Origin of the sequence: Solilutibacter silvestris, assembly GCF_050574925.1 — a bacterium.
GTDB lineage: Bacteria > Pseudomonadota > Gammaproteobacteria > Xanthomonadales > Xanthomonadaceae > Solilutibacter > Solilutibacter silvestris_A.
Genome location: NZ_JBCMOO010000002.1, coordinates 485,807 through 509,623 on the forward strand (window position 1 = coordinate 485,807; position 23,817 = coordinate 509,623).

A 23,817-nucleotide genomic window follows, 5' to 3' on the forward strand; every position below is an offset into this window, starting at 1 on the left:
TTCTACGCGGCGGCGCAGCATCACTCCGGACGATGGCGTACGGTTTGCGGAGCCCGATTCGTCCCGCAAAAAACAAGGCACGCCGAAGCGTGCCTTGCGGATGCGCTGCGCAGACTGCGGATCAGCGACGGCAGTCGCTGTGGCCGGTCTTGAAGAAGCACTTGACCGCACCCTTGTGGCGCTGGTGCGCACTCGATACCGCATGGCGATGGCGGCGATGCGCGCTGGACAATTCGCGCTTGTGGCGCTGGTGCGCCGCACCGATGCGACCGTGGGTGAGATCGCGCCAATCCTGCTTGACGTTGCGGCTGACGAAATTGCCGTCCTTCTTGACGTTGTGGCCGATCTCGTTGGCTTCGTGCCCCGGCGTGCTTTGCGCGGACGCGGTGCCGGCCATGGCAAGCGCGGCGAACAACGGGATCGCGGCGAGGAATTTCATCTTTTTCATGCGGGGCTCCATTCGGGAGTGGGGTCCATGCGCAAACGCTAAGTGCCCGACCGTGAACCTTCCCCGTCCCGTGGCCCCAGGCTGAAGCCCGTGTTCAGAAACGTGGCTGCGACCGTCGCGACGGTAAACTGTGTGTTTCCGGTTCCAGCCAGCGCTTCGATGCCAGACCCCACGTCCACGCCCCGCCCCGCCTTCCACGGTTTCGAGCAGATTCCCCTGCGCGAATACGCCGAGCGCGCCTACCTCGACTATTCCATGTACGTGGTGCTGGACCGCGCCCTGCCCTTCATCGGCGACGGCCTGAAGCCGGTGCAGCGCCGCATCATCTATTCGATGAGCGAACTCGGCCTCGGCGCCGGCTCCAAGCCGAAGAAATCGGCGCGCACCGTCGGCGACGTGATCGGCAAATACCATCCGCACGGCGACAGCGCCTGCTACGAAGCGCTGGTGCTGATGGCCCAGCCGTTCTCCTATCGCTATCCGCTGATCGACGGCCAGGGCAACTTCGGTTCCAGCGACGATCCCAAGTCGTTCGCGGCGATGCGCTACACCGAATCGAAGCTGACGCCGATCGCGGAAATGCTGCTGGCCGAGCTTGGCCACGGCACGGTCGACTGGGACCCGAACTTCGACGGCACGCTGGAAGAACCGACCTGGCTGCCGGCGCGCCTGCCGCACCTGCTGTTGAACGGCACCACCGGCATTGCCGTCGGCATGGCCACCGACGTGCCGCCGCACAACCTCAACGAAGTCGTCAGCGCCTGCGTGCGCCTGCTCGACGATCCCGATGCCACGGTCGCCGATCTCTGCGAACACGTGCGCGGTCCCGACTATCCGACCACCGCCGAAATCACCACCCCGGCTGCCGACCTGCGTTCGATCTACGAAACCGGCATCGGCGGCGTGCGCGCCCGCGGCACCTTCGTGCGCGAACACGGCAACATCGTCATCACCGCGCTGCCCTATCAGGTGTCGCCGTCGAAGGTGATCGAGCAGATCGCCACCCAGATGCGCGGCAAGAAGCTGCCGTGGCTGGAAGACGTGCGCGACGAGTCCGACCACGCCAATCCGGTGCGGATCGTGCTGATCCCGCGCAGCAACCGCGTCGACACCGAACAGTTGATGGGCCACCTGTTCGCCACCACCGACATCGAGAAGAGCTATCGCGTCAACCTCAACGTGATCGGCCTCGACGGGCGTCCGCAGGTGAAGAACCTGAAGATGCTGCTGGAGGAATGGCTGCAGTTCCGCACCGACACGGTCACGCGCCGCCTCAAGCATCGCCTCGAGAAGGTCGAACGCCGCCTGCACCTGTTGGAAGGCTTGCTGGTCGCGTTCCTCAACCTCGACGAAGTGATCCGCATCATCCGCAGCGAGGACGAACCGAAGCAGGCGCTGATCGCGCGCTTCGAGTTGAGCGAGGACCAGGCCGATTACATCCTCGAGACCAAGCTGAAGCAGCTGGCGCGCCTCGAGGAGATGAAGATCCGCGGCGAGCAGGACGAACTCGATGCCGAACGCGATCGCCTGATCTCCATCCTCGGCAGCAAGGCCAAGTTGAAGAAGCTGATCAAGGACGAATTGCTGGCCGACGCCAAGAAGTTCGGCGACGCCCGGCGCTCGCCGCTGGTGGAACGCGAGGCCGCGCAGGCGCTGGACGAAACGGAACTGGTCGCGAGCGAACCGGTGACGATCGTGCTCAGCGAAAAGGGCTGGGTACGCGCCGCCAAGGGCCACGATGTCGACGCGGCATCCCTTTCCTATCGCGAAGGCGATGCCCTGCTCGCCGCGGCGAGTGGTCGCAGCAACCAGCAGGTGGCCTTCCTCGATTCCACCGGCCGCAGCTATTCGACCGCCGCGCACACGCTGCCGTCGGCGCGCGGCAATGGCGAACCGCTGACCGGGCGCTTCTCGCCAGCGGCGGGCGCGACCTTCCGCGGGATTGCGACTGGCGACAACGATGCGCGCTTCGTGCTGGCCTCGAGCGAGGGCTACGGCTTCGTCACCCGGTTCGAGAACCTGACCGGGCGCAACAAGGCAGGCAAGGCCATGCTCTCGGTCACCAGCAACGCCAAGGTGTTGCAGCCGGCGGCCGCGAGCAATGTCGCCAGCGATCGCATCGCCATCGCCACCAGCGCCGGCCACGTCCTGGTGTTCGCCTTGTCGGAGCTGCCGGAACTCGACAAGGGCAAGGGCAACAAGCTGATCGAGATCCCTAAGGCCAAGCGCGGCACCGAACAGGTGGTCGCGATCGCGGTGGTTCCGCAGAACGGCAAGCTGGTGGTGAAGTCGGGCGCGCGCAACATGACGCTGTCGTGGAAGGAACTGGATGAGTACGTCGGCGCGCGGGCTTCACGTGGCAGCCTGTTGCCGCGTGGGTGGCAGAAGGTGGATTCGCTGGGGATCGAGTGATGGATGCGGCGTTCTGGCACCAGCGCTGGGCCGACAACCAGATCGGCTTCCATCAATCGACGCCGACACCGCTGATGGTGAAATATTGGCCATCGCTGGAAGTCCCCGCAGGCGCGCGCGTGTTCGTGCCGCTGTGCGGAAAGTCGCTGGACCTGGCGTGGTTCGCGTCACAGGGCCATCGCGTGCTCGGCGTGGAACTGTCGCGAACGGCGGTGGAACAATTCTTCGCCGAACACGGACTGGTGCCGGAGATCGAGGAAAGCCGCTACGGTTCGCACTATCGCGCCGGGCCGATCGAGATCATCGTCGGCGACGCCTTCGGACTCGATGCGGAAGCCCTGCGCGATTGCGCCGCGGTCTTCGATCGCGCGGCGATCATCGCGCTGCCACCGGAATTGCGCTTGCGCTACGCCGATGAACTTTATTCGCGGCTGCCGACAGATTGCCGCGGCCTGTTGATCACCCTTGAATACCCGCAGGACGAACGCGCCGGGCCTCCATTCTCGGTTTCCGAAGACGAGGTCCACGCCCGATTCGACGGCGAGTGGAACGTCGAGCGCATCGACCGGCGACCGGTTCCGTCCGACCATCCAGGTTTCATCGGCGGCGTCTCGCGACTCGACACCGCCGTCTACACCCTGCGCAGGCGCTAACCGGCCAAGGCGGCGTTATGCACGCCGGCGACCGCACGGCCGGAGGGATCGGCCATGCCCGCGAATGCCGCATCCCAGGCGATCGCCGCCGGTGACGAACACGCGATCGACTTTCCACCCGGCACCGTGCGTGCGCAGGCCTCGCCAGGGAACTGTTCCTCGAAGAGGCGTCGATAGAAATACGCCTCCTTGGTCTGTGGCGTGTTGATCGGGAAGCGTCGCTCCGCCTGCGCCAATTCATCATCGCCGACGTGCGCCTCGGCATGCGCCTTCAGTCCGTCGATCCAGCCGTAACCGACACCGTCGCTGAACTGCTCCTTCTGCCGCCACAGGATTTCCTTGGGCAGATAGCCCTCGAAGGCCTCGCGCAGCACCGATTTCTCGATGCGCCCGCCACCGGACATCTTGTGCATGGCGTCCATGCGCATTGCCACGTCCATGAACTCGACGTCGAGGAAAGGCACGCGCGGCTCCACGCCCCAGGCCATCATCGACTTGTTGGCGCGCAGGCAGTCGTAGCTGTGCAGCGCGTCGAGCTTGCGCACCAATTCGTCGTGGAACTCGCGGGCGTTCGGCGCCTTGTGGAAATACAGATAGCCGCCGAACAACTCGTCGCTGCCCTCGCCCGACAGCACCATCTTCACCCCCATCGCCTTGATCCGTCGCGCCAGCAGGAACATCGGCGTCGACGCGCGGATGGTGGTGACGTCGTAGGTTTCGATGTGGCGGATCACTTCGGGCAGCGCATCCAGTCCTTCCGCGAAGGTGTAGGTGAAACCGTGATGCACGGTCCCCAGCGCGTCGGCCGCGACCCGCGCGGCGGCGAGATCGGGCGAACCGTCCAGCCCGATGGCGAAACTGTGCAGGCGCGGCCACCACGCTTCGCCGCGATCGTCGTCCTCGATGCGCTGGCGCGCGAACTTCGCCGCGCACGCCGCGACCAGCGACGAATCCAGTCCACCCGACAGCAGCACGCCATAGGGCACGTCGCTCATCAACTGGCGATGCACCGCGCGTTCGAACGCCATGCGCAGTTCCGCCTTGTCGGCGGCGACGCCTTCCACTGCTTCGTATTCGCGCCAGGCCCGCTTGTACCAGCGCACCGGTTCGCCACGCGCGCTGTCGTAGACGTGCCCCGGCGGGAATGCCGCAACGTCCTCGCACACGCGGGCGAGCGCTTTCATCTCCGACGCGACCCAGACCCGGCCGTCGGCATCGTGGCCCCAGTACAACGGACAGATGCCCATGTGGTCGCGGGCGATGATGAAGCGCTTCGCCTGCTCGTCCCACAACGCGAACGCGAAGATGCCGTTGAGTCGGCCAAGCCAGGTTTCCGCCGGTTCGCCATCGCGATGCAGCGCGTTGATCACTTCGCAATCGGAACCGGTCTGGAACGCGTAGGGATGCGCGAGGCGACGCTCGAGATCGCGATGGTTGTAGATCTCGCCGTTCACCGCCAGCACCAGTCCACCATCACCGGAACGGATCGGCTGCGCGCCGCCGGCGGGATCGACGATGGCCAGGCGTTCGTGGACCAGCAGCGCATTGGCCCCGGCGTGCACGCCGCTCCAGTCGGGACCGCGATGGCGCTGGCGCGCGGACAGCGACAACGCCAGCGGTCGCAGGGGTTGCAGGTCCGCGCCGGGGCGGAGGTCGAAGACGCCGAGAATCGAACACATGGTGAAGCTCCTGGATGTTTGAAGACACGAAGTTTTGAAAGGCGCATAACGAAAAAGCCCGCACGTTTCGGTGCGGGCTTTCGGGTGTTGAGCGTATGACGCGCGCGCTAACGACCGACCCGCGGGGGGCTGGCGTTGTTGCGATTATTGATGGCGAAAGCGCGGGTCATGGCCAGACCTTACCCCAGTTTTGCCGCAGCGCGCAACGGTTGCGCCAGCAACCGTTCGATCACCGCGCCATACAGTCCCGGCAAGCGCTCCAAATCATCGACGCGCACGTTCTCGTCCACCTTGTGGATGCTGGCGTTGACGGGGCCGATCTCCACCACCTCCGTGCCGAGCGGCGCGATGAAGCGCCCATCGGAGGTACCGCCACCGGTGCTTTGCTCCGGCTCGCTGCCGCTGAATTCACGGCAGACCGCCAGCGCGACATCGCGCAGGCGACCGCCCGCAGGCGACAGGAACGGTTCGCCCGAAAGATTCCACTCGAGCGCGAAGTCCACGCCATGCGCGCGCAGGAGGGTTTCCACCCGCGAACGCAGGTCCTCCGCGCGGCTGGCAGTGGAATAGCGGAAATTCATCGAGGCCTGCAACACGCCGGGGATCACGTTGGTGGCGCCGGTTCCCGACTGGATGTTGGAAACCTGGAACGATGTCGGCGGAAAATCGTCATTGCCCTCGTCCCAGCGTTCATTGGCCAATGCCGTCAGCGCCGGTGCGAACGCGTGGATCGGATTGAGTGCTTTTTCGGGATAGGCGACGTGGCCCTGCACGCCATGCACGACCAGCGTGCCGGTCAAGGAACCGCGCCGACCGACACGGATCAGGTCGCCCAACCGTTCCCTCGACGACGGCTCTCCCACCACGCACCAATCGATGCGTTCGCCGCTGGCGCGGAAATGTTCCGCGACCTTGCGCACGCCATCGAGATTGGTCGGCCCTTCCTCGTCACTGGTCAGCAGCAAGCCGACACGACCGCCATGATCGGGATGCCGCGCGACGAACGCCTCGAGCGCGACGACCATCGCCGCCACGCTGCCCTTCATGTCTGCCGCACCGCGACCGAACAGATGACCATCGCGCAGCGTCGGCGTGAACGGCGGCGACGACCAATCGTCCTCCGGTCCTGGCGGCACCACGTCGGTATGCCCGAGAAACGCCAGCGTCGGACCCTCCGTGCCATGCGTCGCCCACAGATTGTCGACATCGCCATGGCGCAGCGATTCGCAGCGGAATCCGGCCTTCGCCAGGCGTTCCGCGATCAACGCCTGGCAGCCGGCGTCATCGGGCGTGACCGAACGACGCTCGATCAGCGCCCTGGTCAGGTCGAGGACCTCGCTCACTTGCCAGCCTCGAACAACTTCTTGAAACCGTTGTCGCTGAAGCCCTGGTGGATGCTGCCGTCGTCCATCGCCACCAGCGGGCGCTTCACCAGCGTCGGGTGCTCGCGCAGCAGCAGTTTCCACTCGGCGTCGGAGCCCGGCGTCTTGCGATTCGGCGGCAGGTTGCGCCAGGTGGTCGACGACTTGTTGATCAGCGCATCCCAGCCACCCACGGCATCCTTCCACGCCACGAAAGTCTCCGGCGCCTGCGGCGATTCGCGCACGTCGACGAAGGCATAGGCGATCCCGAAGCGTTTCAGCCAGTTCTGCGCTTTCTTGCAGGTATCGCAGTTCTTGAGTCCGTAGAGCGTGGTCATGGATCGGGCTTCATCGCTGGAATGGACGGATTATCGCCAATCCGTCCATTCCGCACATCACGTCACTGTTGCAGGACGCCGACCTCGATCGCGGTCGGATGCGCCGCGTCCTGATAGACGCGTTGGGTCGCCTTGATGAAGTCGCTGTCCTTGGCTTCGTAGATGTTCGGCACGAACTTCTGCGGATTGCGATCGATGAACGGGAACCACGTCGACTGCACCTGCACCATGATGCGGTGGCCGGCCTTGAAGGTGTGGAACACGTCGTTGAGCGTGTAGTTCACCGCGGTCGGCTGGTTGGGCACGAACGGCTCCGGCTTCTCGAAGCTGTTGCGGAAACGCGCGCGCATCGGTTCACCGCGCACCATCGTCTGCTGGCCGCCGCGATCGGGCTTGCCGGCCTTGCGGTCGTCGTCGCTGTAGCCCGGCATCTTGTCGGGGTTGACGTCGATCAGCTTGACGATGAAATCGGAGTCGGTGCCGCTGGTGCTCACCCACAGCTTGACCTTGATCGGACCGGCGAGCGTGGTGTCCGCGGCCAGGGGTTCGCTGGTGTAGGTGATCACGTCGGGGCGCGACGACGCGAAACGCTGGTCGGCGGCGATGTAGTCGCGGCTCCAGCGGTTGATGATCTCGGTGGTGTACGGCACCGGATGCGCGGGATCGCTGATGTATTCGCCGAAGCCCGAGGCGATCGTCGGCTTGGCGTCGAACTTCAGGCCGTTGCCCGGCTGGAAGTAGATCGTGCGCGGCGTGACGTTCTTCGGCGGCCAGCTGTCGAAGCGCTGCCACTGGTTGCTGCCGGTCTCGAACACCCAGGCTTCCGGCAGGTCCGGATCGGGACCGCCCTTCAGCCAGTGCTTGAAGAAGGCGTATTCGACCGGGCGGTAATCGAGCGCGGTATCGCGGCCGAATTCGGCATCGCCAACGCTGCGGCCGGTGCCGCGTAGCCAGCCGCCGTGCGTCCACGGCCCGATGATGATCGAATTGTGGATGCCGGGATTCTTCTCTTCCACCGCCTTGTACAGATGCAGCGGGCCGTAGAGGTCTTCGGTATCGAACCAGCCGCCGACGAACAGCACCGCGGCCTTGACGTTGCTCATCTTCGAGGGCAGATCGCGCGCCTGCCAGAAGCTGTCGTAGTTCGGATGCGCGACGATGTCGTCCCAGAACGCGATCGGCTGCACGAAGCGCTTCGGTGCATTCGAGAGCGCACCGAGCTTCAGGTAATAGTCGTAGCCGTCGGGGGTGCCGAAATCGACGCCCTTCGGTTGCTCAGGCGTGGGCTTGGGATGCGGATAGCCGAAACCGCCGTTGAAGAAGCCGTAGGCCATGTTGAGGACGAAGGCGCCGTTGCGATGCATGTCGTCGCCAAGGAACCAGTTGCCGATCGGCGCCTGCGGCGACACCGCGACCAGCGCCGGATGGGTATTGATCGCGCCGATCGCGGTGTAGAACCCGGGATAGCTGATGCCCCACTGTCCGACCTTGCCGTTGTTGCCGTGGATGTTCTTGACGAGCCAGTCGACGGTGTCCCAGGTGTCGGTGGTTTCATCGACCTTGCCGCCGACCGGGCGCATGTTGACGTACTCGCCTTCCGACATGAAGCGGCCGCGCACGTCCTGGAACACGAAGATGAAACCGTCCTTCTCGTAGTCGGCGGTCTGGCCCAGCGTGTTCTTGTACTTGTCGCCATAGGGGCCGGCCGAGTACGGCGTGCGCTGCATCAGCATCGGATAGGTCTTGCCGGAACCCGCGTCCTTGGGCGAATAGACCACGGTGTGCAGCTTGACGCCATCACGCATGGCGACGTCGTATTCCTGCTTGTCGTAATGCGCCTTGACGTATTCGCCGCGCGCCTTCATCTCCGCCATCATGTCGGCCATCTGCGCGGCCTGCGACTTGGCGGCGGGCGCCGGCGCGGTGGATTGGGCGGTGACAGTGGCGGTGACAGTGGCGGTGGCCGACGCGGCGATCAGCGCGGCGGCAAGCAGGGAGGTCTTGAGGCGCATGGCGGGAATCCGGGAGGAATCCCGCAGTATTCGCACGGGCCATGACTTGCGGCCCATGCCGGAAGTCATGCCCGGGCCCTTCAACGGCCTCAGTCGGCGAGGCCGCGCAGCAATTCGTTGACCGATGTCTTGGCGCGGGTCTTCTCGTCGACCTGCTTGACGATCACCGCGCAATACAGCGAATGGCTGCCATCGGCCGACGGCAACGACCCCGACACCACCACGCTGCCCGGCGGCACCACGCCGTAGCTGATTTCCTTCGTTGCACGGTTGTAGATGCGGGTCGACTGGCCGATGAAGACGCCCATGCCGATCACGCTGTGGTGGCCGACGATCACGCCCTCGACCACTTCCGAACGCGCGCCGATGAAGCAGTGGTCTTCGACAATCGTCGGCGACGCCTGCAGCGGTTCCAGCACGCCGCCGATGCCGGCGCCACCGCTGATGTGGCAATGCTTGCCGACCTGCGCGCAGGAACCGACCGTCGCCCAGGTATCGACCATCGTGCCCTCACCGACATGCGCACCGATGTTGACGAAGCTCGGCGTCAGCACCACGTCCTTGGCCAGGTGCGCGCCACGGCGGACGATGCTGCCGGGCAGCGCACGCACGCCCAGCGCGCGAAACTTCTCCGCATCGAACCCTTCGAAGCGCAGCGGGATCTTGTCCCACCACGGCGCCGGCTCGCCCGGCACCAGGCGCATGTCCTGGGTGCGGAAATACAGCAGCACCGCCTTCTTCAACCATTCGTTGACGCGCCAGCCATCGCCCTGCGGCTCGGCGACGCGCAACACGCCCTCTTCAAGGCCTTCGATCGCGGCATCGACGTGCGGACGCAGGGCATCGAGCGCGGCGGCGTCGAGTTCGGCGCGCCGTTCCCACGCGGATTCGATGGTCTGCTGCAACGATGATGCGGTCATGCATGGTCTCCCTGGAGGATGGCGGACAAGGCCTGGCGCAGGTCGTCCTGCGCGGCGCTGTCCAGAGGTTGTCCGTCGGCGCGGCTGATCCGGAATACGTCTTCGGCGCGCTCGCCGAAGGTGGCGATGCGGGCATCGTGCACTGCATAGCGATGTTGCAGCAACAGGTGCGCGATATCGGCAAGCAGGCCCGGACGGTCGTTGCAGACGATCGCGAGCACGGTGCGGCCGTATTCCTCGGAAAAACCGGCCTGCGGCGCGACGCGGAAATGACGGAGATGGCTCGGCCGCGAATGGCGCGCCGGCTTCACCTGATCGAGCGGGCGCGACAGCACGTCGGCGAGCCGGCGTTCGATCTCGACCGGCTCGATCGCGCTGCGCGGGTCGCGAGGCATCAGCACGAAGGTATCGAGCACATGCCCTTGCGGCGCATCGAGCAGGCGCGCGTGCAGGACATCGAGACCGAGGCGATCGAGAGTGGCGACGATGGCGGCGAACAGGCCGGGGCGATCCGGCGTGTGCATCAGCAATTCCAGCGACATGTCGCCCGCTGCCGGATGGCGCGCGGCGACCCGCGTTTCCCCGGGAGTCATGCCCAGGAGTTGCGCCGCCATCCACGCCAGTTGCTCTGCGCGGGCATGCAGGAAACTGCGCTCCGGCAACCAGCGCATGCCATCGTCGTCGTGCCCCATGCCGTCGAGCAGCAGGCCGACGTTCGCTTGCGCTTCGGCGATGCGGGCATCGATCGCGACCGGATCTTCCGATCCGCGACGCAGGGCCAGTCGCGTCGCGACATAGAGATCGCCGAGCAGGCGATCCTTCCATGCGTTCCACAACTTGGGCGACGTCGCCGCGATGTCGGCGCAGGTCAGCAGGTAGAGATGGTCGAGGCGCTCGCGATCGCCGACCAGCTTCGCGAACTTCTGCACCACTTCGGCATCGCTGATGTCCTGCTTCTGCGCGGTGACCGACATCGTCAGGTGCTGCTCCACCAGCCACGCCACCAGCGCGGTGTCGGCGTCGGAGAGGTCGTGGGCGATGCAGAACTCGCGTGCGTCCACCGCGCCGAGAACCGAATGATCGCCACCACGCCCCTTGGCGATGTCGTGGAACAGTCCGGCCAGCAACAGCAGTTCCGGCTTGCGCAGCAGCGGCCACACTTCATGCGCGCGGGCGAAGCGCTGGGTATCGGCGCCACTCGCGAACAGGGCGAAATTGCGCAGCAACGCCAGCGTGTGCTGGTCGACCGTGTAGGTGTGGAACAGGTCGAACTGCATGCGGCCGGTCACCCGCGCGAATGCCGGAATCCAGCGCGCGAGCACGCCGAGGCGCGCCATCCGTTCCAGCGTCGCCACCGCGCCCGGCGCGGCCAGCAACTGCATGAAGCGTTCGCGCAGCGCCGGCGCTGCATCGGTATAGGCGGGAACGGACGGCAAGGCTTCGGCCAGGGCACGCGCGGTGCGCGAATGCAGGCCGCGCACGTCGGGCTCGCGCTCCCAGGTGGCGAACAGATCGAAGATGCGCGCGGGATCGCCAGCCGGCCATGCCGGATCGCGCGCGACCAGATAGCCGCGCTGCAATTCGAATTCGTCGTCGATCGCTTCGGCGACCGCCTCGCCTTCCAGCTGCTCCTCGAAACGTTGCAGCAGGCGATCGCCGATCCGCTGCACGCGCGCGGCATTGCGATAAAACTCCTGCATCATCGTTTCGACCATGGCGTTGTCGGCCTGCTCGACGCGATTCATCCGCGCCGCCAGCGCGCGCTGGTTGTCGAAGCGCATTCTCTCTTCGCGCTTGCCGGCGACCAGATGCAGGCCGTAACGCAAGCGTTGCAGCACCGCTGCCGCACCTTCCAGCGTCCCGCGCTCACCATGGCCGACCTGGCCCAGCGATTCCAGCGCATCCAGTCCGGATGCGCCAAGGACGCGCATCGCCATCCAGCGCAGCGTCTGCAGGTCGCGCAGGCCGCCCGGTCCTTCCTTGATGTTGGGTTCGAGGTTGTCGGCGGTATCGTTGAAACGGGCATGGCGCGCACGCAACTCTTCGCGCTTGCCCTCGAAATACTGCGCAGGCGACCAGGAGCGTTCCGGCGCGATGGCATCAGCCAGTTCCGCCACTGCCGTTTCCGCACCTGCCAGCAGGCGCGCATCCATCAATGCCGTCACCGCGGTGATGTCGTCGCGGGCAGCGACGATGGTTTCATCGCGCGAACGCACGCTGTGCGAGACCGGAATCCGCGCATCCCACAGCAAGGCGATGCAGCGCGAAATCGCTTCGGCGACATCAGGGCGTGAAGCCTGCGCGGTCAACACCAACAGGTCGACATCGGACTGCGGATACAGACTGGAACGGCCGTAACCGCCAACCGCGAACAGCGCGGCATCTACCGAATCTGGAATGCACTGCGCCCACGCCTCGCGCACCAGGACATCGATGCCTTGCGCGCGCGCTGCAGTCAGTTTCGACGCGACCTCGCCACGATCGAAACGCGCAGCCAGCTGCGCATCCAGCGCCTGCACGCGTTCGCGCGCAGCCTGCGCCCACGCGGCGTCCGCGGCGGGATCGATCACGCCGGCGGCGGCGGACTGCCGGCCGACACCGTCAGCACGTCGTAGCCGGTCTCGGTCACCACGATCATGTGCTCCCACTGCGCCGAGAGCTTGCGGTCCTTGGTGACCACGGTCCAGCCATCGGGCAGCAGCTTGGTGTGGAAGCCGCCTTCGTTGATCATCGGTTCGATGGTGAAGGTCATGCCCGGGGTCAGCACCAGCCCCTGCCCCGGCTTGCCGTAGTGCTTCACCTGCGGTTCGTCGTGGTAGATCTTGCCGATGCCGTGGCCGCAGTAATCGCGCACCACGCTGAAGCGCTCGGCTTCGGCGAGCTGCTGGATGGCATGGCCGACATCACCCAGCGTCGCGCCCGGCTTCACCGCGCGGATGCCTGCCCACATCGCCCGGTAGGTAGTATCGACCAGTCGCTTCGCCATCACTGACGGTTCGCCGACGAAATACATGCGGCTGGTATCGCCATGCCAGCCGTCCTTGATGACGGTGACGTCGATGTTGACGATGTCGCCGTCCTTGAGGATCTTGGCCTCGCTCGGGATGCCGTGGCAGATCACGTTGTTGACCGAAGTGCACAGGGTCTTCGGGTAGCCGCGATAGCCGATGTTGGCCGGGATCGCGCCCTGGACGTTGATGATGTGCTCGCGGGCGATGCGGTCGAGTTCCTCGGTGCTGACGCCCGGGCGGACATGCTCGGCCATGAGGTCGAGGACCTCGGAGGCGAGGCGCCCGGCTTCGCGCATCTGTTCGATTTCGGCGGCGTTCTTGATATGCATGCCGACATTATCGCCGATCCGTCAATACCCGACGATTCCCTTGCCGGACCGGGGGGGGATTGCGGGCCCTGCGCCGCAATCCCCCGGGTCCCTGGCGTGGTCAGGGCTTGCTGGCCTCCGGCACCGTGGTGCGCGGCATTTCCAGCGGCTGATTCGCCGAGTCGGTGCCCTGCTGCCGCGGGTTGCCCTGCGGCACCGGCTTGTCCTTCAGCTTCAAGGCCGGCTGCCCTGCTTCGGTCTGCACCGAACTGATCTCGCCTTGCGCCTTGCGCGCCTTGACCTGCTCGATCACCTCGTTGCTGCACGAGCCTTCGATGAAGTCCGCCCGCTGCATCTCGCCATTTTTCATGTCCACGAACAGGCTGCCGGCATCCCCCGCATTGCGGTTGCTGCTGGTCACCAGACGGCTGCGTGTCGGCAAGGTCGTCGTATCCACCTTCAGGATATGCGTCGTCGGACGCACGCCGCAGTAGCTGTACTTGCCCTCCGAATCACTGACCAGGTAGGTGCCGTTCTCGAAATACAGCCGCACCCCGGGAATGCCCAGCTCTTCCTTGTCCTTGATCGAGTTGACGTTGCAGTCGACGAAGATCTGACCGACCACGCAGCCCTCATCCGAGAACACGCCACCCGTCACTTCGACCTTCCATTGGCCTTCGTTCGAGCAATCCTCCGACTTGGCCGCGCCGTTCCCCGGGCACTGCGCGACGGCATGGTTGATACCGTCACCCTGCATCGCACCCACGCCGACCCGGACGCGATAGGCAATCTGGACCTGGGCTCCGGGCGCGATCCGGTCCAGCGTGGTCCGGATCACCGGGCCCGGTTCGCCTTCAACGCGCACCAGGGTGGCACCGCGAACCTGCGTGGAACCGGCAATCATGCTGAAGCCGGCGGGCAGGCGATCCACGATCGTCGGCGTCAACACCGTACTGCTGCCGGCATTCTTGATGCTGATCGTGTAGTACACCAGGTCGCCCACTTCCGCAGACTGCGTTGAGCCGCGCTTTTCCAGAATCAACTTGCCCGGTTCCGGCGGTACGACCGGCGTCACCACGCAGTGATCCGGATCCGTCGCGGCATCACAGAGCGGCGGACTCGGGCACGACCGCGTCGCCGGGTCGCAACCCGTCGGCGGCAGCTTGGTGTTGTCGGTCACGATGTTGGTGATGTTGGTCACCCCATAAGGGATCGGATCCACCACCCGAACCACGACCGTGGCCGTCGCCGTCCCGCCATTGCCCGCAATCGGACCGGCCACCGTGATCGTGCACAGCTTCGCTCCCGCATCACCGGCCACGCAGTTGCTGCTCACGCCGGTACCACCGATACCGATCAGCGCGGTATTCACCGGCAGCACCTCAAAGAAGGCGTGATTGCTTGCTGCAGCACTGCCGCTGTTGGTCAATGTGATGGTGTACGTCAGGGTTTCGCCCGACTCGGCCTTGCCGGGAACACGACCACTTTCGCCAGTCAGGGTCTTTTTGACCTTGATGTTCGGCACGGCCACCGGCGTGACCACGCAGTGATCCGGATCCGCGCTTGCATCGCACACCGGCGGCGGCACGCACACCTTGGTTACCGGATCGCAGACCGGCGGTGGCGGCGTGCATGCCTGCGTTGCCGGGTCGCAGCCCGACGGCGGCGTGGTCGTGTTGTTGGTGACCAGGTTGTAGATGTTGGCGACGCCAACCGGAATCGGATTGACGACCTTGACGGTCACCGTCGCCGCTGCCGTACCGCCACTCCCGGCAATCGGACCGGCCACCGTGATCGTGCAGAGCTTGCTACCGGCATCGCCAGCAGCGCAGTTGCTCGTCACACCGGTGCCGCCAATGCTCACCAACGTGGTGTTGGCCGGCAACTCCTCGTAGAACGCATGATTGGTCGCTGCACCAGAACCGCTGTTGGTCAGCGTCAAGGTATAGGTCAGCTGCTCGCCCGCTTCGGCCTTGCCGGCAACCGTGCCGGACTCGGCAGTCAGGACTTTCTTGACCGTGACGTTCGGCTCAGCAACTGGAGTGACCACGCAGTGATTGGGGTCCTTGGCCGGATCGCAGGCCGGTGGCGGCACGCACACCTTCGTCACCGGATCGCAGACCGGTGGTGGCGGCGTGCATGCCAGGGTTGCAGGATCGCAACCGCCCGGCGGCGTGGTCGTGTTGTCGGTGACCAGGTTGTAGATGTTGGCGACGCCAACCGGGATTGGATTGACGACCTTGACGATCACGGTCGCCGTGGTCGTGCCACCGCTGCCGACAATCGGACCTGCCACGGTGATCGTGCAGAGCTTGGCCCCTGCATCGCCAGCAGCACAGTTGCTCGTCACGCCGGTGCCGCCAATGCTCACCAGCGTGGTGTTGGCCGGCAGTTCCTCGTAGAACGCGTGGTTGATGGCTGCGCCGCTACCGCTGTTGGTCAGCGTCAAGGTGTAGGTCAGTTGCTCACCCGCCTCGGCCTTGCCGGGCACCGTGCCCGATTCCGCCGACAGCACCTTCTTGACCATCACGTTCGGTGCGGCCACGGGTGTGGCCACGCAGTGATCCGGATCCGTGGTTGGATCGCACACCGGCGGCGGCACGCACACCTTGGTCACCGGATCGCAAACCGGCGGCGGCGGTGTACACACTTTCGTTGTGGGATCGCAACCACCCGGCGGCGTTGTCGTGTTGTTGGTGATCAGGTTGTAGATGTTGGCGACACCAGCCGGGATCGGATTCACGACCTTGACGATCACCGTCGCCGTCGCCGTTCCGCCATTGCCTGCAATCGGACCGGCCACGGTGATCGTGCAGAGCTTGGCCCCGGCATCGCCAGCAGCACAGTTGCTCGTCACGCCGGTACCGCCAATGCTCACCAAGGTGGTGTTGGCCGGCAACTCCTCGTAGAAGGCATGATTGGTCGCCGCACCGCTGCCGCTGTTGGTCAGCGTCAAGGTGTAGGTCAGCTGCTCACCCGCTTCGGCCTTGCCAGGCACCGAACCGGACTCGGCACTCAGCACCTTCTTGACCGTGATGCTCGGCTCGGCCACCGGCGTGACCACGCAGTGATCCGGATCCGTCGCTGGATCGCATTGCGGATTGGTGCACACCTGGGTTGCAGGATCGCAACCACCGGGTGGCGTGGTCGTGTTGTTGGTGACCAGGTTGTAGATGCTGGTCACGCCAACCGGGATCGGATTGACGACCTTGACGATCACCGTCGCCGTGGCCGTTCCGCCATTGCCTGCAATCGGACCGGCCACCGTGATCGTGCACAGCTTGGCCCCGGCGTCGCCTGCAGCACAGTTGCTCGTCACGCCGGTACCGCCAATGCTCACCAACGTGGTGTTGGCCGGCAACTCCTCGTAGAAGGCGTGGTTCGTCGCTACACCTGCGCCGCTGTTGGTCAGCGTCAAGGTGTAGGTCAGCTGCTCGCCTGCCTCGGCCTTGCCCGGCACCGTGCCGGACTCGGCACTCAGCACCTTCTTGACCGTGACGTTCGGTGTGGCGACCGGTGTCACCACGCAATGGCTCGGATCCGTCGCCGGATCGCACGGCGGCGGGTTGGTACACACTTGCGTCGCCGGATCGCAGCCCGGGGGCGGCGTATTGGTGTTGTCCGTGATCAGGTTCGCCACCTGCGTGACGCCCGCGGGGATCGGATTGACGACCTTGACGATCACCGTCGCTGTGGCCGTTCCACCATTGCCCGCGATCGGACCAGCCATCGTGATCGTGCACAGCTTGGCACCCATATCACCCGCCACGCAGTTGCTTGTCACACCACTGCCCGTAATGCCCACCAGCGTCGTGTTGAGCGGCAACTCTTCATAGAACGCATGATTGGTGGCCGAAGCGCTTCCGCTGTTGGTCGCCGTCAAGGTGTAGGTCAACTGCTCGCCCGCCTCGGCCTTGCCGGGCACCGTGCCCGACTCCGCCGACAGCACCTTCTTGACCGTCACGTTCGCAGGCACCACCGGCGTCACCACGCAGTGGTTCGGATCCGTCAGCGGATCGCATGGCGGTGGATTGGTACACACTTGCGTCGTCGGGTCGCAACCCGGCGGCGGCGTATTGGTGTTGTCGGTGATCAGGTTCGCCACCTGCGTCACGCCTGCAGGAATCGGATTCGCGACCTTGACGATCACCGTCGCCGTCGCCGTTCCGCCATTGCCCGCGATCGGACCGGCCACCGTGATCGTGCACAGCCTGGCGCCCACGTCATTGGCCGCGCAGTTGCTCGTCACACCCGTGCCGCCAATGCTGACCAACGTGGTGTTGGCTGGCAGTTCCTCATAGAAGGCATGGTTCGTCGCCACCCCTGCGCCGCTATTGGTCAGCGTCAAGGTGTAGGTCAGCTGCTCACCTGGTTCAGCCTTGCCTGCGACCGTACCGGACTCGGCAGTCAGGACTTTCTTGACCGTGACGTTCGGTGTGATCACCGGCGTCACCACGCAGTGGTTCGGATCCGTCACCGGATCGCACGGCGGTGGGTTGGTACACACTTGCGTCGCCGGATCGCAACCGGTCGGCGGTGTATTCGTATTGTCGGTCACGAGGTTTGCCACTTGCGTGACGCCTGCAGGAATCGGATTCGCGACCTTGACGATCACCGTCGCCGTCGCCGTTCCGCCATTGCCTGCAATCGGGCCGGCCACCGTGATCGTGCAGAGCTTTGCCCCGGCATCGCCCGCGGCGCAGTTGCTCGTCACACCGGTGCCGCCAATGCTCACCAGCGTGGTATTGGCCGGCAACTCTTCATAGAACGCGTGGTTGGTGGCTGCACCAGTACCGCTGTTGGTCAGCGTCAAGGTATAGGTCAGCTGCTCGCCCGCTTCGGCCTTGCCTGCGACCGTACCCGACTCCGCCGTCAGGGCTTTCTTGACCGTGACGGCACTTTGACCATTGGTAAACGTGCACTCGATCAAACCGCCAGCCTGGACGTTCGCGCCCGGGATGGTATACACGCCATTCGCCAGACTACCGACCGCCACGCCATTGCTGGTGCAGGTCGCATTGTCCAGGCTCCAGTTGGCGGGCATGCTGCTTTCTTGAATCGTGACCGGCTGGCCAATGGCGACCGCCTTGAACGGCTGGACTCCGGCGATCGTCGAATTCCCGTCGACATCGACTGCGGTATTCGCGGCAGCGGTGGAAATCGTACCGGTCGTTTCGGTGGTGCCCGTCAGCGTGAACTGGAATGGACCGCCCGCGGAACCGAGCGTCTTCTTGCTGACCACGATCGATGGCGGACCCATCGGAGGCAGGCTCGCGCAGGCCCCGCCGTCCAGGTTCGCCGTTTGCGGCGCGGAACTCAAAAGGTCATAGGCCAGCGTCCCGCTTCCGTCCACATGGAATACGCGGAAGACCTGTCCGCCCGACTTGTACGGATACATCGTGCCGTTGCTGTCGAAGAAGATCGAACCGTAGCCACCAACGGGAGCATCGGTACGCTTGGGCAACGTCACCCCAAGCAGCGTTGTGACTGCGCCCGTGCTCGGATTGATCCGCAATACATGGCCCGTTGCCGCATTGACCGTGTAGATATTGCCGTCGGTCGGATGGAAAGCCATGTCCGTGAGATCCGGCGCCGCTTCGCCCCCCGACAACGGCACGGTGTTCACCACCGCATTGGTCGTGACATCGACGAAATACAGCGCGTTGTTCAGCAGCGCAACATACTGCCCGGCGGGAGAGAAGTCCGCGACATAGGCATCCAGGGGCACTCCACCCGCGGCGGTCGGCCATCCTGTCGGCGCGGTCGCGAAAGGAAAGTCTGCAACACCGCCCTGCCCGACGCGGACCAGACGGCGATTGGCCGTGGTGCCCGGGATGGGAGAGTTGTCGAACACGTAAATGTATCCGTCCTGCGAGCGGAAGCCGGCGGCATTGCCGGCCGCGGTGTTGTTGATCGGACCAATCAGGCTTTGGTTGCCCGTCGCCAGATCGAATGCGAACAAGCTGGTCGGATTGCTGTCGCGGGTGACGAAAGCGTTGGCCGGGCAACTTGCGAATGGCGGCGGTGGCGGCGCCACCGGCGTCACCACGCAGTGGTTCGGATCGGTCGCCGGATCGCATTGCGGCGGCGTGGCGCACGCCTGTGTCGCCGGATCGCAACCACTTGGCGGCGTGGTCGTATTGTCGGTCACCAGATTCAAGATCTGCGTGACGCCGGCAGGAATCGGATTGTTGACCTTGACGATGACGGTTGCCGTGGCCGTACCACCGCTGGCCGCGATCGGACCAGCGACCGTGATCGTGCACAACTTGGCGCCCGCATCGTTGGTCGCGCAGTTGCTCGTCACGCCGGTCCCGCCAATGCTGACCAACGTGGTATTGGCCGGGATGACTTCGTAGAACGCATGGTTCGTCACCGGAACCGTACCGCCGTTGGTTGCCGTCAGGGTGTAGGTCAGTTGCTCACCCGCTTCGGCCTTGCCCGCGATCGCGCCTGATTCCGCCGTCAACACTTTCTTGACGGTCACCGGCGGCACGATCACTGTCGCCGTGGCGTCGGAAGACGTGGTCAGGGCGACCGTCGGCGTGCTGTTGACGACTCCGCGGATGGCGGTGTCGTTGGTGTAGACGTTTCCGCTCTTGTTGCCCACGGGATTGAAGACCAACTCCACCGAGCGGATCGTCCCGTCCGGCTGATTGCCGGTGCTGACGAAGCGGATGGCCGTCGCCGCAGACAGCGTCGCCGGGCATCCGGGTCCGCCGAACTGCGCTTGGGTGCACCAGGTCGTGCCGCCGCCAGGCAGCGCATTGCTGGGATCATTCGGATCCCGATTGATGGTGCCCGGCGTTTTCGACGTGTAATAGATCGTCGTCGCAGGCGAGCCGTCGTTGGAAATCACGGGCGCCGATGCCAGGCCCAACGTTCCGTTGAAATTGCTGGCCGGGGTACGGGCATCGCCGTTATAGGGAAAAATGTCGATCAAGTCGGACGAATTGACTTGCGCGCCGATCGCACCCCAGGTGAGCTGGAACTTGATTTGTCCGCCCGGAACGACCTGCGGCGTGGAACTGGTCTTGCCGATCTGCAAGCCGCCTGGCGTCGACACGGTCAGGCCGCGACGATCCGCATTGCGGCACGTCGTGCCCGTGACGTTGCCGCTGCCGGAAATCGCATAGCCCGGCTGCAGCTCGCCATCGTAGATGCCGCCCCCCGCAGGGTCGGAACAACTCCCGGGAGCGAAAGGCATGGCCGGACTCGTCGCCGAGGCGACGTTGACCAGCGTGTTGCTGTTGGGCACGAATGGATCAACCACCGCCTTGAAATTGATCGGCCCCAGCGTGATGCCGGGCGCCGGTGCCGGCGTGACGTTGTTGAACGTCCAGGTCAACGTGGTGTACCCCGTCGCCGGGACATTGTTCTGCACGGTTGGCGCACCGGTGCTGCCGGGGGCAACGGAAGATCCGGCGACAAAAGTCGTGCCCGGCGGCAGGATGTCGGTCACCGTCACCGTGGTCGGCGGCATCGACAATCCGCTTGCCGGCAGCGTCGCGATGGGAATCAATTGATATTCGATCGTGCTGCCCGCGACGACCTGCGTTGCGTTGTTGCTGGGCGTGACCGTCCTCTTGCTCATGGTCAGCAGCACCCGCGCCAATGTCGCGCGATCCCCGAACGGCGAAGCGACCGGATCGGCGCCTGCAGGCGCAATCGCCCACCATTTGCCGGAGGTATCCTGGGTCGTGGTGCCGAATGTCGTGCCATCTGCGCCGGCGATCGTGTAGGCCGCCCAGTTGTCGATCGGCTGACCCGTCGGAATCGTTGCGCCGGCGCTCGCACCGCCCCACCCGCTGGCGGAGTAGGTGCCCAGCGCCTGCATGACGAAATTGATTGTGACGCCGGAATTCGGCGCGACCGGCGCATCGCGATAACGGACCTTGGTGACCGCCGCGGCGCCGCCCGGAACCGCGGCGAGACTGCTGTACCACACGCCGCCGGTGGACTGATCGTCCGCGCAGGTGCCCGCGCGCATGTCGTCCTCGGATGCCCAGGTGCTGCCTACGCCACCAAGGCCACCCACGCCGTATTCCAGTACGCCGCCGGCGGGGTTGCCACTGAAAGAAGTCGCGCTGAAACGCAACGTGTCGATCTTTTCGCACACCGTCGCGACATGGGGAACGCTGTCGCCATTGGCGTACAACACATGTCCGTCGACCTGTTGCCCGGGCGTCACATACCCGGTGCCCGCTTGCAGATCGACGCCCGTCGCGTCGGTGTTGTAGGTCTTGCGGAAATAGCCCGCGCTGACCTGCTGGCTGATCTGTACCCAGCCAGTGTTGTTGGGAATGTTCGGATCCGTATTGGGCTGGCCGGATACGCTGGTGCCGGACATCGTGATCGTGTTGGGGATCGACGTGGTCCCTTGCGGGATGCCTGCCGCCGGAATCCAGAACGCCACTGCATAGGACAACACGTAATTCGTGCCTGCCGGGATCGGCCCGACACCAATATCGATCGTCGGATAGCGACTGGTCGTCAGATTGGCCCCGCTGATCGTCAGCGTCGCAGTGCCTCCCGCACCTCCCGGCTGCGTTGCCGAGCACGTGCCGGGGTCCGTCACCTCATCTGCACCCGCAGTGGCATCCGTCTTGTGCTGGAAAGAATTGGGCGCATTCCAGATGCGGGCCTCGTCGCCTACTCCAATCCCGTATTCCGCCGGATCGTTGTTCCCCTGGCAGGAACGACCTGCTGCCGTGCCCCAGGTCACCAGTCGCGCATCCGGTCGCGGCGCCGGATCGGAAATCGTCAAGGGTCCGGCCAACGCCTCGGCTCCCTGCGCGCCATTGGGCACCTGGACCGAAACCGCGTAAACGAGCAGATACCCATCTTCTCCGGCAGGGCCCTTGTAGGGAATGGTGCGAGCGCCTTCTTTCACCGCGTCGTAGCGCGGTTGCGCCAGCACGGTCACCGGCCCGCTCACGTTGTTTGCGGCGATCGACGGCGTGACCGCCGAGCTGAACGTGGTCGTCGGCGTTGGAATCACCGCGCCATTGGGCGTCGTGCCGCGCACGGTCGCCTGGGCAAAGGTGAAGTTGGTGCCCGGCGCGGGCGGCGTCGTGATGACGCAGGTCAGCGTCTGTCCATCAGGGCTGATGCCGCTGCCGGCGCCGGTGCATTCCGGCGGCAGCTGGCGCCAATCGGCAACCGGCTGGCCACCTGCCGTGGGCAGGGTGCTGACATAGGTCATCGGTGCATCGGCCGCGCTGTCGTTGCTGCGTTCGAACTTGTAGGTGATGTTGGCGTTCGTGCAGACCTTGTTGTCGGAAGAGCTGGTATCCAGATCGCATCCGCCATTGCCGGTCACGACATAGGAAACATTGGCGGAGGTGATCGCGGCAAACACCGCCGGCGATGCCAGCAACAGCATTGCCGCCATGAAGGCCGTCATCCATTTCCGCCCGGCGGAAAGCAGGTCGCTCGACGCGTTCTGCATTTGCACGCGGGCAACGCCGTCCTTGCGCTTGCCTTTCAGTTCTGAGGATCGATCCATATCGCTTGTTTGCCGCATCTTCATAATGGTTTCAGCATGTGTCGCCAGCAGCTGCCGGCGATCCAATCAAGATTTGCGTGATGCCCGTTACTGCCCGGTGCGCTTGACGCCGACGATCTCGACGCTGACGCGACGATCCGGCTGCAGGCACTGCGTCAATGCCGGCGTGGCGCGTTCTCCCTTGCACTGCCCGGTCTCGCCAGTCGGCTGGCTTTCGCCCACGCCCGTCGTCTGGATTGGCGCATCCAGGCCGTGATCCTGCAGATACTGTTTGACCGTCCACGCTCGACGTTCCGACAGCGGTTGGTTGTACGCATCGCTGCCCAAACGATCGGTGTGGCCAACCAGACGGATACGGTCCACCCGGGCATACACACTGTTCACCCGCTTGATCAACTCATCCAGCTTGGCCTTGCCCTCGGGCAACATGTGCGCCAAGTCGCTGCGGTCGAATTTGAACAATGCATCCGCCGCCAGATCAAACTGCTCCAGCGTCGGCGCTGGTTCCGGTTGTGGCTCCGGCTGGCTGCACTCGGTCGCCCGTTTCTCCGCCTTCGCGGTCAGGTCCTCGGCGATCTGGATGTATGGATTGGCATGCCGCCAACCGCCATCGTGGATCTCGTTGCCGGCGTGCACCAGTTCGACTTCGGCGCAAGCCGTTGCCTGCGCCGCGCATTGCCAGCCCTTCACCTGATGCAGCGAGTCGTATTTCGCCCACAGGTCCGGACGCAATTTCTCCGCGCCATTCACCAACGGCGTTTCCCAACCCGGGTCGGTGCCCGCTTCCAGCGCCGAGATCAACTTCACCGACTCGTTCAACGCCGCCTGCGGATAGCCGCCGCGGTCATTGCGCGTATATTCGTGAAAACTCGTGTCCAGCCAGCACTGCGCCTTCGACAGATAGTAGTTGTCGACCCGGATGCCCTTGTCGTTCAAGGCCTTGATCCGCTCTTGCGTCTGTTGATAGGTCTGATGATCGGCATGAATCGCCGCCTGGCTGATGCGCGCCGGCGCCGGCTGCAACTGCGGCGCGGACGCTTCCTGTGCATGGATGGCGCCGCATATTCCCAGCAAGGACAGCGAAAGCACCAGCGACGGACCGCGTGCATTGATTTCGGACTTCATAGGATTCATGGCAGCAAGACTTGGCGTAAAAAAGGATTACGG

At 64.9% G+C, this 23,817-nt stretch carries 12 protein-coding genes; 2 read left to right on the forward strand and 10 right to left on the reverse strand.

The window, feature by feature from the left end; translation table 11 throughout:
• Positions 1–121 precede the first annotated feature (121 nt).
• Positions 122–448, reverse strand: coding sequence for a hypothetical protein (locus tag ABE093_RS02895; RefSeq protein WP_430759340.1), 327 nt, complete (start codon positions 446–448; stop codon positions 122–124).
• Positions 449–607: 159 nt separating this feature from the next.
• Here ABE093_RS02895 and parC point away from each other — a divergent pair, with 159 nt between their 5' ends.
• Positions 608–2,860, forward strand: coding sequence for a DNA topoisomerase IV subunit A (gene parC, locus ABE093_RS02900; RefSeq protein ID WP_430759341.1), 2,253 nt, complete (start codon positions 608–610; stop codon positions 2,858–2,860).
• Positions 2,860–3,513: a thiopurine S-methyltransferase gene (locus ABE093_RS02905; protein WP_430759342.1), complete on the forward strand. Its 654-nt coding sequence runs from the start codon at positions 2,860–2,862 to the stop codon at positions 3,511–3,513. The genes parC and ABE093_RS02905 overlap by 1 nt, the downstream gene beginning before the upstream one ends.
• Here the strand turns inward: ABE093_RS02905 and asnB are convergent.
• The 9 genes from asnB to ABE093_RS02950 form a co-directional block, all read right to left on the reverse strand.
• Entirely contained in the window at positions 3,510–5,192 is a 1,683-nt protein-coding gene (asnB, locus tag ABE093_RS02910) for an asparagine synthase B (protein ID WP_430759343.1), read from the reverse strand. The genes ABE093_RS02905 and asnB overlap by 4 nt on opposite strands.
• A gap of 179 nt (positions 5,193–5,371) precedes the next feature.
• On the reverse strand, positions 5,372–6,535 hold the full coding sequence (dapE, locus tag ABE093_RS02915) for a succinyl-diaminopimelate desuccinylase (protein ID WP_430759344.1): 1,164 nt from the start codon (positions 6,533–6,535) through the stop codon (positions 5,372–5,374).
• Entirely contained in the window at positions 6,532–6,891 is a 360-nt protein-coding gene (locus tag ABE093_RS02920) for a Spx/MgsR family RNA polymerase-binding regulatory protein (RefSeq protein ID WP_430759345.1), read from the reverse strand. Before ABE093_RS02920 ends, dapE begins: the two co-directional genes overlap by 4 nt.
• Before the next feature lie 62 nt (positions 6,892–6,953).
• The gene (locus ABE093_RS02925; RefSeq protein ID WP_430759346.1) at positions 6,954–8,903 is read right to left on the reverse strand and encodes a CocE/NonD family hydrolase; all 1,950 of its coding nucleotides are present in this window, start codon (positions 8,901–8,903) and stop codon (positions 6,954–6,956) included.
• An 89-nt stretch (positions 8,904–8,992) separates the two neighbouring features.
• Positions 8,993–9,919: a 2,3,4,5-tetrahydropyridine-2,6-dicarboxylate N-succinyltransferase gene (dapD, locus tag ABE093_RS02930; RefSeq protein ID WP_430760071.1), complete on the reverse strand. Its 927-nt coding sequence runs from the start codon at positions 9,917–9,919 to the stop codon at positions 8,993–8,995.
• Entirely contained in the window at positions 9,820–12,393 is a 2,574-nt protein-coding gene (glnD, locus tag ABE093_RS02935; protein WP_430759347.1) for a [protein-PII] uridylyltransferase, read from the reverse strand. Before glnD ends, dapD begins: the two co-directional genes overlap by 100 nt.
• Positions 12,390–13,163: a type I methionyl aminopeptidase gene (map, locus tag ABE093_RS02940; RefSeq protein WP_430759348.1), complete on the reverse strand. Its 774-nt coding sequence runs from the start codon at positions 13,161–13,163 to the stop codon at positions 12,390–12,392. Before map ends, glnD begins: the two co-directional genes overlap by 4 nt.
• Before the next feature lie 100 nt (positions 13,164–13,263).
• Positions 13,264–22,650: a prealbumin-like fold domain-containing protein gene (locus tag ABE093_RS02945; protein WP_430759349.1), complete on the reverse strand. Its 9,387-nt coding sequence runs from the start codon at positions 22,648–22,650 to the stop codon at positions 13,264–13,266.
• An 87-nt stretch (positions 22,651–22,737) separates the two neighbouring features.
• Entirely contained in the window at positions 22,738–23,775 is a 1,038-nt protein-coding gene (locus ABE093_RS02950; protein ID WP_430759350.1) for an OmpA family protein, read from the reverse strand.
• Between the last annotated feature and the right edge of the window lie 42 nt (positions 23,776–23,817).

Coding starts and splice junctions, on each gene's coding strand:
- ABE093_RS02895 (WP_430759340.1), bottom strand. CDS start 448: ATGAAAAAGATGAAATTCCTCGCCGCGATCCCGTTGTTCGCCGCGCTT.
- parC (WP_430759341.1), top strand. CDS start 608: ATGCCAGACCCCACGTCCACGCCCCGCCCCGCCTTCCACGGTTTCGAG.
- ABE093_RS02905 (WP_430759342.1), top strand. CDS start 2,860: ATGGATGCGGCGTTCTGGCACCAGCGCTGGGCCGACAACCAGATCGGC.
- asnB (WP_430759343.1), bottom strand. CDS start 5,192: ATGTGTTCGATTCTCGGCGTCTTCGACCTCCGCCCCGGCGCGGACCTG.
- ABE093_RS02920 (WP_430759345.1), bottom strand. CDS start 6,891: ATGACCACGCTCTACGGACTCAAGAACTGCGATACCTGCAAGAAAGCG.
- ABE093_RS02925 (WP_430759346.1), bottom strand. CDS start 8,903: ATGCGCCTCAAGACCTCCCTGCTTGCCGCCGCGCTGATCGCCGCGTCG.
- map (WP_430759348.1), bottom strand. CDS start 13,163: ATGCATATCAAGAACGCCGCCGAAATCGAACAGATGCGCGAAGCCGGG.
- ABE093_RS02945 (WP_430759349.1), bottom strand. CDS start 22,650: ATGGATCGATCCTCAGAACTGAAAGGCAAGCGCAAGGACGGCGTTGCC.
- ABE093_RS02950 (WP_430759350.1), bottom strand. CDS start 23,775: ATGAAGTCCGAAATCAATGCACGCGGTCCGTCGCTGGTGCTTTCGCTG.